Here is a 13,151-nt window from a genome sequence, read left to right as displayed (position 1 = left end):
CGTATGGAGCAAAAAGGCCCGCCAAAAGCGGGCCTTTTTGTCGGTCATCCCTTCAACCCCTCCAGCTTTTCGGTGATCACCCGCAAGTGCTCGACCTCCTCGTTTCTGAGGGTCTCCAACATCGCCCTGCCGTCCGGGTCGCCGGTCTTGGCGATCAGTTCCTCATAATAGACCATGCCGCGCTTCTCGATGTTCTGGGCGATCTTCAGGGCCTCGGTGTCGTCGGTGTCGAAACTGACCTGCTGCTCATCGCTGCCGGTCGGCTCGAGCTCGAAGCTGGAGCCGCCGTAAAATACCCAGCGGCCGCCCTCGTGCAGGGAGTGGTACAGCTCGGTCAGCTTCATGTAGTGCTCTTCCTCGGTTTTGGCCAACCACGTGAAGATCCGTTTTCCGGCAGGGTTGAAGGTCTTGTGCTCGGCCTTCACGTACAGGTCGAAGGTCTCTTTTTCAAGCTCGATGGCGCGCATGATGGCGTCGAGCATCTCCTTGCTTTGGGTCATGAGTTTGCCTCCTTTGTCGTCGTGTGTTCCTCAAGGGGAGGGTCAGTACAGCAACCCCTCCAGCCGCAGTAGTTGTTCGATGCTCTGGCTGAGATAGACCGGGCAGCCCCGCTGCTCGGGCAGCCGCAGGTCCACGTCGTAGCGGTCCCCGACGAAAAGCGCCTCGGCGGGAGCCAGGCCGAGCCGGTTCAGCACGTGCTCCAGTATCATCTCGTGTGGTTTGGCGAGCCATTGGTCGTCAATGGCGAAGACCTGCCGGAAAAAGCCGTCCAGCCCCAGGTATCCGGTAATGCGGGCCGCCAGGGCGCGGTTGTTGTTGGTAAGGAGTGCGAGGTCAAAACGCCGGGACAGGCGTTCCAATAGGGCGATGACCCGTTCATCCCGCACCAGATATGCCTCGGGCCGCAGCCGGGCCTCGAAAAGCGCGTGCAGGTCCCTGATGCTGCCGCCCAATTCGGTGCAGACCGCCGAGAGGGTCGGGGTAATGTCGTGTACCTCGGAAAGCCATGAGCGGGTGGCGGTCATGAGCGAACGGGCCTCGTCGTCGCTGACCCCCTTGAGGGAGGCGATATAGCCGGCAGCCGTAGCCTGGATGGTCGCCGCAAACGGGTCCGACACATACAGGGTGCCGTCCAGATCGAAGATGATGCCGCGGATGGCGGAAAGGGAGCATTCCGGCATTCAGCCCCCTATCCGGCGCTGGCAGAGCAGGCGGGGACTCTCGACCCCTCTGGCCTGGATCAGGACCCGGAAGGTATCGCCCATGCCCCCCTCGGGCATGATCAGCTTCTTCAAGGCCAAGCGCACCTTGAGCTTCTCCTTTTCGGACGCCGTCGAGCGTTCGGACTCCTCGATCTCCTCCACGATGCCGGCCGAGAGCAGGAAACGGCACTGTTCGCCGAACCAGACCGGTTCCAGCCCCAGTTCCTCTCCCCGGCGCATCAGGCTGGTGAAGTCCACGTGGGCGGTGATGTCCTGGCGTCCCAGGCGGATGTAGGGATCATCCTCCACCTGGTGGCGATAATAGCAGAGGAGGGTCCCTTGCTTGCGCTGGGGCGCATAGAGCTCCTCCGCCGGGTAGCCGTAGTCGATGGTCAGGACGAAACCGCGCTGCAATGACCGGGCGGCCGCAGCCAGCCACTCCGGGGCGGCCAGGTTGACCTCGGCCTGCTGGCCGGGCAGGAGCGTTATCTTGATGCGCTCCAGGTAGGCGGCGATGGCGGGCGTGGACGGTTCCCCCATCTCCTCGGCGAATCCGCCGTCCCTGAGGGTAACGTAGATCTCCCGCAGCCCCTCCGGTGTCATCACCACCCGGTGCACCGGCAGGGCGTCGATCAGTTCGTTGGAGTAGAGGCAACCGCTGAAGCTGAAACCGTCCGTCCCGAAGATCTCCGGCGGGAGCCAGCGGAGCCGCTCCCTGTGGCGGGCCAGAAGCTCGGCCTGGGCGGTCTGCAGGGACGGCTCCCGCTCCACCAGTACCAGGTCCAGGCCGGCGTACATCTCCGGCTCCCGCTCGGCCAGATAGTCCATGATGTCGCACGCCAGGCGACCGTTGCCGGCGCCGCACTCCACCAGGGTGAACGAGGCGGGCGACCCCAGGCAGCGCCACATCTGGGCCACCTCCCGGGCGATGACCCGGCCGAAGGCGGCATGCACCGAGATGCTGGTGTAGAAATCCCCTTCCGCCCCCACCTTGCGTCCCGGCGAGGTGTAATACCCCAGCCCCGGTTCGTACAGGCAGGCCTCCATGAAGGCGGCAAAGGTGATCCTGCCCGCCATTGCTATGCGGGCTGTAAGGATATCGTTAAGTGGTGTTTTTTCAGTCATAATGTGTGCTGCTTCTCGCAAACGGTGAATTCTATTGTAATCTTTGGTGGATAATTCTTATCCAATATTGCATCCGTGGATGTCAAGCATTTCTGGCCTCAATGACTGTCCTTTTAGGAAAGGCGGTCAGCAGGCACAATTTCTCCAAACATTGATTCCTACTTCGGTGCTGCACGCTTTGGGCGATAACGAACACCGAACTTTTGTCTCAGCCGAACGCCAAACGGCCAGAAGTTTCTAGCGATAGTTTGTGAGCGCTTTGGCGGAGTCCCATTGACTTTCTCAAAAATAAGCATGGGCTGTAGTACATTGCGCGGCGAAGCTGTTCAACGGCCAGATGATTATCGGCTGATTGATCTGACATAGTGTTGCCTTTTGGGTTCGGATTTATGGGGCAGTTCTCTTCTAGCAATTATTTGTCAGTAATGATGACACAACTTGAATCACATCCCAAGTTTTTCGCGTATGGGCTTAAGGTCGAAAGCCTCTTTTCCGTCGGGCGTTTTTACACGAGGGAAAAATTTTAAAATCCAATGTGTTGTAGGTAAAAAAAGAGTATCGAATATACCATCTTTGCTTATTTCGGATCCGAATATTCCCGTCTCTTTCAGGTTTCCACCTCTTTTAATTACCAGCGCAGTTTCTCCAAAAACATCAACCAGTTGTCTAGGTTTTAATGTGCTGAGTTCTCCCTGTATGCAACACTCTATATCTATGAAATCGTTTATTGTTGCGATCTCTTCCAAAATGGCATCTTCAATTGGGGCCGATCTTTTCAGAAAACCATGGTACCAACGCTTCCAAACAGGATCAGATCGGTGCTCATGAAAAATGGTCGTCGTGTATCGCACGAGAGCACGGCCAATGGCAATACGTAGAGCCAGAGAGTATTCGTCAGGGACAAACAATCTGCTGGCGCTCGGCTTTGGAGCAAGCGCTCCGTAAGCATCGATCCTCATACTAACACTGTCGGGAAGTATGGTGCGCTGACTTGCGGCTCCTTTTGCGGGCTCCCAGCTAACGATTAGTCCGGGTACGTTGATACCAAACAATCCAAGCAATTGCTGTTTTTCAAATCTCAAAGGAGAGCCAAGGTCAGGAATGCCATTAGTTCGCATGGACTTGATCAATGCGGTTATGTCACCAATTACTAATGAATGCACACAATCTATACTTTGATGCCATTCGAGTTTTCCAATTTCTATATTGGGTTGTTTTGATATAATTTTACATAAACGCGAAATTAAATTACGTTCTTTTGATGTCAATTCAATGAAGTCATCTTCATTGTTGGCAATAAACTCTTCTATTTCTTCTCTTAATTTGTGTTTATCACATAAATTGTCAAACAATTCATCAGTATCAAACGATTTAAACAAAATATCATTCACAACAAAATTAGTTATTGATTTCCTGTCTTTGGCCTCGGTAAATCTTATTAAGCGGCATATTTCATTAAAAAGTTCAAGGACAGTAGAATTAATACGAACGCTAATGCCTGCTTCATAACTTCTTCTCATTATAGAAAGAAAACCACATTCAGGGGCAGGGTTGCCGTCAGGGCCTTTTAGCATCCATATGGCAGCTTGTCCCCGTAGCTCGTCCGAGTAATCTTGCAGATTGAATACTAACGGGGCTAGAAAAGGAAATAGCGCAGTTTTTTTGGGGGTTGGTTTGTTACAAAACAATGGCTCTGCTTTTTCCCAGCGACGACGCTCAATTGTCTCGGGCTTACCGGTCGCCTCACGATACACAAGAATGTCATACTCTTGGTTTACCGCAAAGGTCTCGAGCGTTTGGTGAACAATGCTTCGCCCCGGTTTATCGGTACATACGTGCCATCCCTCCTTAAGGTGCACCGTAATCCGTGTGCCGGAGAACCAAGGTGGCCCGTCTTCCAACTCATTGCTGGGTGATTTGAACTGAATCGTGCCTGTCGGCTCCGGCAAGCGCTCAATCAGAAAATATTTGTTCGGTCCTGTGATAGTGATCTTAAGCGGTGCATTACCATAGCGCCACGTCTCCACCGTTATTGTGTCACCTCCCAGAAAGCAGGAGAGAAAGCCGATACCGAATTGGGAACAAGCGTCCAGGTGGACGTTGTGGCTGGCCAAACGCTGGCGCTCCGCCAAGAACTCGGGGGACCGGTAGAAACTCTTGCCGACCCGCAGGAAAAAGTTCTCTACATGTTGTTGCGACATGCCAATGCCGTTGTCCTGAAAAATGACTCGTGGTGAAACCGGATCTTCGCTATAATCCCAGACCATGATACGCGGCTTGTATTTGTCCGCCATGTCGGCGTCCTTAGCCAAGGCCTCCTGATAGCGGCAGGCATCCAGGGCGTTTTGTAATAACTCCCGCAGGAAAAGAGTTGAGTCGGGATAGAGGCTCTTGTCCATCAACAGCCGCATGATCTCTTCGTATTCGAGTTGGAAACGAAACCCGCCGGCCACGTAACGGCTGTCACTCATACGCACCTGCCGCCGGTCGGCTGCATGGGCAAGCTTCAGGGAGTATTTTTCTTCATCACCGGCAGGGGCATCGTCCAGCAGATAGCGGCATTCGCGTAACTCTTCATCAACCCAATTCAGAAAATCATGCACCGCCACATAGTATGCGGGGTGAGTGCAACGCGCCTCAAACAACACACGGTGTTCGTCCACGTTCCAACCTTCAATGCTCAGATGCTTATTCCATTCCTTGAATGACGCATCCTCAGTGAAGTCGATCTCCTCGTATACTGGCAAGGGGGTGCGCGATCTGTCGAAGTCCAGGATATCTCCCAAACGGAGGCAACAAGCCAGATAGCGGAGATTGACGCGAAACGATTTGATACGACGGTTCGGTTCCATGCGGGCGACGCACTTATTCAGATCGCGAGGGTTATTTGACTCGCGCACCCCCCATGCATGGCTTTCGCATAGTTCGGCAATGTCGTTGTATAGCGATACATCGCGGAATTTGAGAGGAGTTGTGTGGCTTAGTTTTTCAGTAATAAAAGGGTAAACCCGTTCTGGATGCAGGCGTCGGAAATATTCGGCCAACAGGGCGTCTTCGATGGTGCGGGCTTTTACTTCCAGCCCTTGTTCACGGGCCTTATGGGCCGCCGTAACCTGATCCTGGCAGTGGCGCAAGTAGTGCAAGTAATCTTCGGATTTCAGTGTTTCTTCTTTTTCCTTGTCGCTGACAAACATTCCCGCGTCGTGCAGAAGGATTGCGAGCCAAAGAAAAGCCAGTTCAACCGCGTTCAGGCGGATAGCTTCGACCTGTGACAAGCCGTTTTGGGGGGAGCCTTGTTGTTTGGGAAGAAAACGGTAGACCAAATCGGCGACATTGCATAGATGGCGCAAGTCGTGTTCCGTATACTGCTGAAAAGTAATGCGAATACGATCCAGATACGGACCAACGAAGTCTGCGGTATCCAGAACAAGCTGCTTCAAAGTGGTAACATCGGCTTCGACTATATCCTCATAGTTGACGAGGGCATCGAATTGTTTGAAGAGCTTGCTCGTAACGACTTGTTCGGCGTACTGTCCCATGGTTGAACCTTGTTCAATTATTTATTTTCCACTGCGTTAATATTACATAATTAAATTTACTGCTTAACCGCTCTCTCCTGTTTCTTTTCCCTGCTGCGGTAATATTGGCGCATCTCGCGCACCTGGCGTTTCACCTCACGCCGCAACTCGGGCGGGTCGAGCACCTCGGCGTGCATGCCGTAGGAAAGTATCCAGGAGACCAGTTCCATCTCGCCGGCGGCCTCGAACTCCACCGTTACCCGACCATCCCTGTCAGTCCTGATCTTCTGCCCTGGCATCCAGATGCGTTCCTTCACCGCATGGGCCACATCCGGCGAGAAACGGACCCTGACCTTCATGGGCGTGTCGTTGACCAGGCCGAAAGCGCTTCTGAAATGGGCTTCCGGCTGGTAGCCCTCGGGGATCTCGAACCGTTGCCGGGTTACCTCGATCCCGCGGATCCGCTCCAGGGCGAACAGGCGCATGGCCTTGCGGTTGTGGGCATACCCCAGCAGGTAGATGCCCCCCTTGTGGAAGACCAGGGTGTAGGGGTCGGTTTCGTACTCATCATGTTCGTCCCGCCCTTTTTTGGCATAGCTCAGCCGGACCCGGTACTGGTGCAGCAGGGCGCGTTGCAGCCCCTCGAAATAGCCGGCCGCGGCGGAGTAGTCCCGGGCTCCGTGGAGGATCGGCAGGGAGACCCGCGCGATCCGGTCCAGGTGGGCCGCGTAGCGGTCGGGCAGGACCGAGGTGATGGCGCGGAACAACTCCTCGATCTCCGCCTGGAAGGGAGTGCCTGCCAGGTAGACGCCCAGGGAGCGCAGCAGGTAGAGGGACATCAACTGGGGGAGGGTGAAGGTGATGGGGGGGATGTTGCGGGATTTGGTCAGAAAGCTGTAGACCTTTTTCCCTCCCTGCCACTCGGAGGTGAGGGTGTAGCCTGCCTCCTCCACGGCGTTCAGGTCGCGGTGGATGGTGCGCCGGTCAACGCCGCACTCCTCCGCCAGATCGTCCAGGGTCATGCCCCGCCGGGCCTCGAACAGCCGGATGATGCTGTGCAGTCGGCCCGCCTGGGAATACTTCTTGGCCGGTTTTCCTTTCTGCATGCTTCCCCCTTGCCGAATTGTGAATTATCGCTACAATGTGATCACGGATGCGGGATACGGAACGGGAGGACATTGTAAACAATTGAGCCATTTTGACAACACATTTCTGACATATACTGTCATGCTGCACGATTGGCTCAATCAGCCGGGATACACGGCCCTGTTCGCCCTGAGCTTCCTGGCCTCGACCCTGTTGCCGCTCGGTTCGGAGTGGCTGCTGGTGCTGATGCTCGTCAAGGGGTACGAGCCGCTGACGACGGTGGCAACGGCCACTGCCGGCAACTACCTGGGGGCGGTGACGACCTGGCTGATCGGCATGTACGGCGGACGCTGGCTGATCGAAAAGGTCCTGCGCATCTCGCAGGAACAGGAGGAACGCGCCCGCAGCCGCTACCGCCGGTACGGTGCCTTTTCCCTGCTCTTCTCCTGGTTGCCGGTGATCGGCGATCCGCTCTGCATGGTGGGGGGGATGATGCGCATCAACTTCGGGCTCTTTTCGGTCCTGGTGGCGTCGGGGAAATTGCTGCGCTACGCGGTGACCGCCTGGATAACCTTGCGGATAGCCCGCTGACGGGAACTCCTGGGGACCTCATGGCCTTTCCGGGGATCATCGTGGCCGCCATGATTTACCTCCCCGGTCCGCGGTTCCGATATCTGCGCCCGGTCATGGCCAATGCCGACGAAGCCATGTATATCGGCACGCGCACCCGCAAGAACCGTCTGACCGTTTTCAACGGCACGGCGTATGAAAATTCCTTCGGGAAAACACGACAAGGGACAAGCGCCGCCATGACCGAAAGCCTTCAACTGAGCAGCCTGGACCGGCATTTTGCAGATTTTATCCACCGCATCGACCCCCACCCCTGCGAAGAACTCTGGCTGGCGGCGGCCCTGGTGAGCAACGCAACCTGCCGGGGGAACATCTGCCTCGACCCGACTGCGCTCCGCGGAACCGAGATCGTGTCGCAGCACGCCTCGGACCGCCAATGGCGGATATCCGACCCCGCCCACTGGCTGGGGGCGCTCGAACCGTGCGTGACGGTCGGCCGGCCGGGCGACTATGCACCCTTGGTGCTGGATGGCGGCCGCCTCTACCTGCACCGCAGTTGGGAGTACGAACGGCAGGTGGCCGACGGCATCCTGCTGCGCAGCGTGGCGCGAACGGTGGACGACGGGAACCTGTCCGCCGCCCTGGAGCGCTATTTCCCCTCCGCACGCGGCGGTGAGCCCGATCAGCAGCGGGAAGCCGCCCGGTTGGCCCTGACCCGGGGGGTCGCCGTGGTATCGGGCGGCCCCGGCACCGGCAAGACCGCTACCGTGGCCCGCATCCTGGCCCTGGTCGCCGAACTGGCCCACGAACCGCCGCGCATCGTCCTGGCGACCCCCACCGGCAAGGCAGCCATGCGCCTGAAGCGGTCCATCATGCAGACCACGGAGCAACTGCCGCTCCCCGAGAGCCTTCGGCGGATGCTGCCGACGGAGGTGGTCACCATCCACCGCCTGCTGGGCGCCGTGCCGGGAAAGGCCTCCTACCGCCACAATCGCGAAAACCGCCTGGAGTGCTCCGTGTTGGTGGTGGACGAAGCCTCCATGGTCGATCTGCCGCTCATGGCGCGGTTGCTGGAGGCGTTGCCCGACAGCGCCCGTCTGGTCCTGCTGGGCGACCGGGATCAGCTCGCCTCGGTGGAAGCGGGCGCCGTACTGGCCGACATCTGTTCGGGGCCGGCCGCTTCTGGCGTCGGGGAGCCGGGCCGTCCCGCGGTGGTCCAGTTGTCCAGAAGTTACCGTTTCGGCCGCGACAGCGGTATCGGCAACCTGAGCCGCCTGGTCAATGCCGGTGACGGCGCGGCGGCCCTGGACCTGCTCGTGTCCGGGAGGTACGGCGATGTGGTCTGGCGTCCCCTGCCCGCCGGCCAAGCCTTCGGCCAGCTCTTCAGAGAACGCGTACGGCTCGGCTACGCCGCCTACAGCCGTGCCCGGACCCCCGGGGCGGCCCTGGACGAACTGGACCGCTTCCGGGTCCTCGCCCCCCACCGTGAAGGGGCCTGGGGGGTGGAAAGCCTGAACCGGCTCTGCAGGGATGCGTTGGGACTGCATGGCCGGGATGACCGCCTGCTGCCGGTCATGGTAACGGGCAACAATTATGAGTTGGGGCTGTTCAACGGCGACACCGGTGTCATGATGGACGACCCGGCTTCGGGCGGCCTGGCCGCCTGGTTCAACGACCCGGACGGGACGCTCCGCCGTCTCTCTCCCCTGCGCCTGCCGCCCCATGAAAGCGCGTTCGCCCTGACCGTCCACAAGAGCCAGGGCTCGGAGTTCGACCGGGTGCTCCTGATCCTGCCGGAACGCGTTTCGGAAGCGTTGAGCCGTGAGCTGCTCTATACCGCGGTTACGCGGGCCAGGTCCCATGTGGAGATTTGGGGGACCGAAGAGGTCTTTCTCCGCACGGTGGAGCGGCGTACCGTCAGGAGTTCGGGACTTCGGGAACGGTTGTGGGGCGAAAACCGGCCCCGGTAACGGTTTGCGTGGCTGTCGGGCGGCGCCGTGCCGTTCCGTCATGCAGGACGCTTGGTATCATTCCGCGTTGGCCGCCCACTGGTTGGACGGACCGGCGCGGGGCTCGGGAGGGCGCCATGAGGGTATTCATCGCAGGTGGAACCGGTTTTGTCGGTGAACATGTGTCCCGTGAACTGCTCCGGCAGGGGCACCAACTGTGTCTGCTGGTACACCGGCGGGCCGCGCCCTCAGAAGGTGTCGAACAGGTGGAGGGGGACGTCACCCGCCCGGAGGGCTTTGGGCAGGCCGTTGCCGGATGCGACGCCGTGCTGAACCTGGTGGGCATCATCCGTGAGTTCCCCGGCAGGGGGGTGACCTTCGAACGGCTGCACGTGCAGGCCACGGCCACCATGCTGGCGGCCGCCAAACAGGCCGGCATCCGGCGCTATGTGCAGATGTCGGCCCTGGGGACGAGGCCGGATGCCGTCTCGTCGTACCACAGGACCAAGTTCCGGGCCGAGGAGCTGGTGCGTAACAGCGGCCTCGACTGGACCATCCTGCGCCCCTCCCTGATTTTCGGCCCCAAGGACGCCTTCGTCGGCATGCTGGCCCGCCAGCTGCGCCTGGCGCCGGTGGCGCCGGTCATCGGCAGCGGGGCGTACCGTCTCCAGCCGATCCATGCCGACGACGTGGCCCGCTGCTTCGCCCTGGCCCTGGAGATGCCCGCGACCATCGGCCAGTGCTATGAGTTGTGCGGCAACGACCGCCTGAGGTATGTGGATCTGCTGGATGCGGTTGCCGCTGCCCTGGGCAAACCGGCACCGTTCAAGCCCCGCCTCCCCCTGGGGGTGATGAGGCTGGCCATTCCGGCCTTGCAGGGCATCCCCGGATTTCCCATCACCATGGACCAGTTGCAGATGCTGGTGGAGGAAAATATCTGCGACGGCCGCTGGAAGCAGACCTTTGGCTTCGAGCCCAAGGGGTTCAGGGAGGGGATCGGCGAATACCTCACCACATAGTCCTCCCCGGAGGTGCGGCAAACAGCGGTTTTGCCCCGGGCTTGACACGGCGATTGTTTTATTGTATAAAACATCGTACGGAGAATTCGCTATGACAGGACGCCCAACCATATATCTGCTTGTTGCCGGGATCGCGCTGCTGCTGACGTGTGCCGCCACGCCTGCCGTCGCCGCCGGGGCGGAGCCGGTCAAGCTGGAGGAGGCGCTCGAGGGGCTCATCCTGAAGAGCAGCCCGCTGGAGCCGATGGAAGGGTTCGCCTCCTACTACGCCAAGCGCTTCGAGGGACGCAGGACCACGTCGGGTCACCGCTATCATCCCGACAAACTGACCGCCGCCCATGAAAGTCTGCCCTTGGGCACCGTGGTGCGGGTCGTCAACCCGGCCACCCACCAGGAGGTGCATGTCACGATCACCGACCGTTGCGCCAGAAAGGCCTTCCACTTCATCGACCTGTCCCGCGCGGCGGCCAAGAAGATCGGTTTGTGGGGCAAGGGCAGGATCAAGGTCGTGATCATCCCCCTGTTGCAGGAAAAACTGGAAAAGCCCACCTAACGCCACCATCCCCATTTCCACCATTGTTGCACTCTTCCGCAGGCTGCCGGGTCGATGAAATCGTTTTGACAAAGCCGTGGCGACATGGTACGCTGATACTCCTTTTATAGCTGGAAAACGCCGCGTTCTGCAGTTCCTCGTTTGCAGGCGGATATGATAGCCGGGCCCCACGCAACGGTACGCCGTGAACTCCGCCAGGTCCGGAAGGAAGCAACGGCAACGGCTTCCCCGTGTGCCGTGGGTAAGCCCGGCTATCATATCCGCCTGCAAGCAGGTTGTGAAGACGTTGCACCCCTTGATCGGCTTGCAGTGAGAGCTGCCCCGCCGGCACTGCCCGCGGTTTCATGGCCTCCGAACGCAGCCCTTGTGAGGTAACGCCCCTTTGTCCTACGTTGTTCTCGCCCGTAAATATCGCCCCCAGACCTTCTCAGAGCTGACCGGCCAGGAGCATGTCAGCCGTACGCTGCAAAACGCCATCGATACCGGCCGGGTTGCCCATGCCTTCCTGTTCACCGGCGCCCGGGGCGTCGGCAAGACCAGTTCGGCCCGCATCCTGGCCAAGGCGCTCAACTGCGAGCAGGGACTGACCACCGAGCCGTGCAACGTCTGCCCGATCTGCAAGGAGATCACCGACGGCACCTCCACCGACGTCTTCGAGATCGACGGCGCCTCCAATACGGGCGTGGACGACGTGCGCGACCTGCGCGACAACATCAAGTATCTCCCCTCCCACAGCCGGTACAAGATCTTCATCATCGACGAAGTTCACATGCTCTCCACCAGCGCCTTCAACGCCCTGCTGAAGACCCTGGAGGAGCCGCCGGCCCATGTAAAGTTCATCTTTGCCACCACCGAGCCCCATAAGGTTCCGGTCACCATCCTCTCCCGCTGCCAGCGTTTCGATTTCAAACGCATCCTGCTGCCGAAGCTGATCGAGCGTCTGCGCTTCATTGCCGGCGAGGAGGGCATCTCCATCAGCGACGCCGCCCTGGCCATGATCGCCCGCAAAGGCGACGGCAGCATGCGCGACTCCCTGTCGGTCTTCGATCAGGTGCTGGCTTTCTGCGGCAACAGCGTGAGCGACGAGGACGTGGCCACCATGATCGGGGCGGTGGATCGCCGCCTGCTGGCCGAGATTTCCGCTGCGGTCTTTGCCGGCGACACCCAGGGGGTGCTGGCCGGCGTGAAACGGGTGGACGGGGTCGGTTACAACATGCGCCAGTTCTGCCAGGAGTTGATCGACCACTTCCGCAATCTCCTGGTGATCCGCTCGGTGAAGAGCCCCGAGGAGATCCTCGATCTGGCCGAGGCGGAACTGGAAGAGCTGCGCCGCCAGGCGGGGGGCTTTTCGGCCCAGGAGATCCAGCGCCGCCTGACCCTCCTCCTGAAGGCGGAAACGGAGATGGCCTACGCCACCTTCCCCCGCCTGATCCTGGAAATTGCGCTGCTCAAGGCGGCCACCCTCGTGCCGGTCATCCCGATCCAGGAGCTGCTGGAGAAGATCAAGGGGCTCGAAACCGGCGCGGTCCATACCCCTGCGCTCCCTTGGGACGCCGTCCGGCCGGCCGCTCCGGCGGCTACCGCCGCCGCTGCGCCGCCGCACCGTCCGGCGCCGCCCCGTGACGAGCCGGCGTCGCAACCGGTCGCCGCAGCCGCCCAACAGCCGCCGGTGCGACCGCAGGCGCGGGGAGGGTACGCCGACTGGGAGCGTTTTGTGGCGTTCTGCATCGAGAAACGCCCGGCCAACGGGTCGGTGCTGGAGCACGGCAGCCCGCTCAAGCTGGAACCGGGGCAGATGGAAATCGGCTTCCCGGCCGGCTATTATCTCGACATGGCCCAGGATGCGGATTTCATCGCCGAGATCAGGACGCTGGCACAGGAGTTTACGGGGCATGAGACGGTGCTCAGGATCAAGGCGATCAGACCCGAAACCGGTGAAACCCCCCAGTCGCTGGCCGAAAAAAAAAAGAGCGATAACGAACACCTGATGGAGGAGCTGAAGCGGGAGGTAGCAGGACACCCGGTGATCAATGAGGCGGCACGGATCTTCGGCGGCATTGTTACGGATGTCCGCAAGGCGTAGCGTTCCGACGGGAAAACAATCATATAACCAGGTTTTAGAGCATTTC

General features: G+C 59.7%; 10 protein-coding genes and 1 other RNA gene. 6 read left to right on the top strand and 5 right to left on the bottom strand.

The genetic code is table 11. The features are described 5' to 3' along the window. Nucleotides 1-44: 44 nt before the first annotated feature. From F6V30_RS16975 to F6V30_RS02250, 5 genes are all read right to left on the bottom strand, one after another. Entirely contained in the window at nt 45-500 is a 456-nt protein-coding gene (locus F6V30_RS16975) for a ferritin family protein (RefSeq protein ID WP_191965547.1), read from the bottom strand. 42 nt (nt 501-542) lie between these two features. Beyond that, nucleotides 543-1,181 carry an HAD family hydrolase gene (locus F6V30_RS16970; protein ID WP_191965546.1) on the bottom strand — a complete coding sequence of 213 codons (639 nt, stop codon included), beginning with the start codon at nt 1,179-1,181 and terminating at the stop codon, nt 543-545. Beyond that, nucleotides 1,182-2,327, bottom strand: a complete 1,146-nt coding sequence (locus tag F6V30_RS02260; protein ID WP_151154884.1) for a class I SAM-dependent methyltransferase — start codon at nt 2,325-2,327, stop codon at nt 1,182-1,184. Between the two features lie 443 nt (nt 2,328-2,770). Beyond that, nucleotides 2,771-5,866 (bottom strand): HD domain-containing protein, encoded by a 3,096-nt coding sequence (locus tag F6V30_RS02255; RefSeq protein WP_151154883.1) that lies wholly within the window; start codon nt 5,864-5,866, stop codon nt 2,771-2,773. A 56-nt stretch (nt 5,867-5,922) separates the two neighbouring features. Beyond that, nucleotides 5,923-6,951, bottom strand: coding sequence for a helix-turn-helix transcriptional regulator (locus F6V30_RS02250; RefSeq protein ID WP_151154882.1), 1,029 nt, complete (start codon nt 6,949-6,951; stop codon nt 5,923-5,925). 121 nt (nt 6,952-7,072) lie between these two features. Between F6V30_RS02250 and F6V30_RS02245 the strand changes: the two genes are divergently transcribed. The 6 genes from F6V30_RS02245 (at nt 7,073) to dnaX (ending at nt 13,105) form a co-directional block, all read left to right on the top strand. Then, nucleotides 7,073-7,522, top strand: coding sequence for a YqaA family protein (locus tag F6V30_RS02245; protein ID WP_151154881.1), 450 nt, complete (start codon nt 7,073-7,075; stop codon nt 7,520-7,522). Between the two features lie 20 nt (nt 7,523-7,542). Further along, nucleotides 7,543-9,471, top strand: coding sequence for an exodeoxyribonuclease V subunit alpha (recD, locus tag F6V30_RS02240; protein ID WP_246163139.1), 1,929 nt, complete (start codon nt 7,543-7,545; stop codon nt 9,469-9,471). A gap of 116 nt (nt 9,472-9,587) precedes the next feature. Then, nucleotides 9,588-10,469, top strand: a complete 882-nt coding sequence (locus F6V30_RS02235; protein ID WP_151154880.1) for a complex I NDUFA9 subunit family protein — start codon at nt 9,588-9,590, stop codon at nt 10,467-10,469. A 91-nt stretch (nt 10,470-10,560) separates the two neighbouring features. Next, nucleotides 10,561-11,022 (top strand): septal ring lytic transglycosylase RlpA family protein, encoded by a 462-nt coding sequence (locus F6V30_RS02230; RefSeq protein ID WP_151154879.1) that lies wholly within the window; start codon nt 10,561-10,563, stop codon nt 11,020-11,022. A gap of 158 nt (nt 11,023-11,180) precedes the next feature. Continuing rightward, nucleotides 11,181-11,278: signal recognition particle sRNA small type (gene ffs, locus F6V30_RS02225), an RNA gene on the top strand. Between the two features lie 126 nt (nt 11,279-11,404). Next, complete coding sequence (gene dnaX / locus F6V30_RS02220) at nt 11,405-13,105, top strand: DNA polymerase III subunit gamma/tau (protein ID WP_151154878.1); 1,701 nt, start codon at nt 11,405-11,407, stop codon at nt 13,103-13,105. The last annotated feature ends 46 nt before the right edge of the window (nt 13,106-13,151 follow it).

Origin of the sequence: Oryzomonas sagensis (assembly GCF_008802355.1) — a bacterium.
GTDB lineage: Bacteria > Desulfobacterota > Desulfuromonadia > Geobacterales > Pseudopelobacteraceae > Oryzomonas > Oryzomonas sagensis.
Note: the sequence above shows the minus strand (reverse complement) of the source record. Positions and strands in the feature narration are given on the sequence as shown.

Bases quoted from the DNA above. Each gene is read 5' to 3' on its own strand.
- F6V30_RS16975 (WP_191965547.1), bottom strand. From the start codon at position 500: ATGACCCAAAGCAAGGAGATGCTCGACGCCATCATGCGCGCCATCGAG.
- F6V30_RS16970 (WP_191965546.1), bottom strand. From the start codon at position 1,181: ATGCCGGAATGCTCCCTTTCCGCCATCCGCGGCATCATCTTCGATCTG.
- F6V30_RS02260 (WP_151154884.1), bottom strand. From the start codon at position 2,327: ATGACTGAAAAAACACCACTTAACGATATCCTTACAGCCCGCATAGCA.
- F6V30_RS02255 (WP_151154883.1), bottom strand. From the start codon at position 5,866: ATGGGACAGTACGCCGAACAAGTCGTTACGAGCAAGCTCTTCAAACAA.
- F6V30_RS02250 (WP_151154882.1), bottom strand. From the start codon at position 6,951: ATGCAGAAAGGAAAACCGGCCAAGAAGTATTCCCAGGCGGGCCGACTG.
- F6V30_RS02245 (WP_151154881.1), top strand. From the start codon at position 7,073: ATGCTGCACGATTGGCTCAATCAGCCGGGATACACGGCCCTGTTCGCC.
- recD (WP_246163139.1), top strand. From the start codon at position 7,543: ATGGCCTTTCCGGGGATCATCGTGGCCGCCATGATTTACCTCCCCGGT.
- F6V30_RS02235 (WP_151154880.1), top strand. From the start codon at position 9,588: ATGAGGGTATTCATCGCAGGTGGAACCGGTTTTGTCGGTGAACATGTG.
- F6V30_RS02230 (WP_151154879.1), top strand. From the start codon at position 10,561: ATGACAGGACGCCCAACCATATATCTGCTTGTTGCCGGGATCGCGCTG.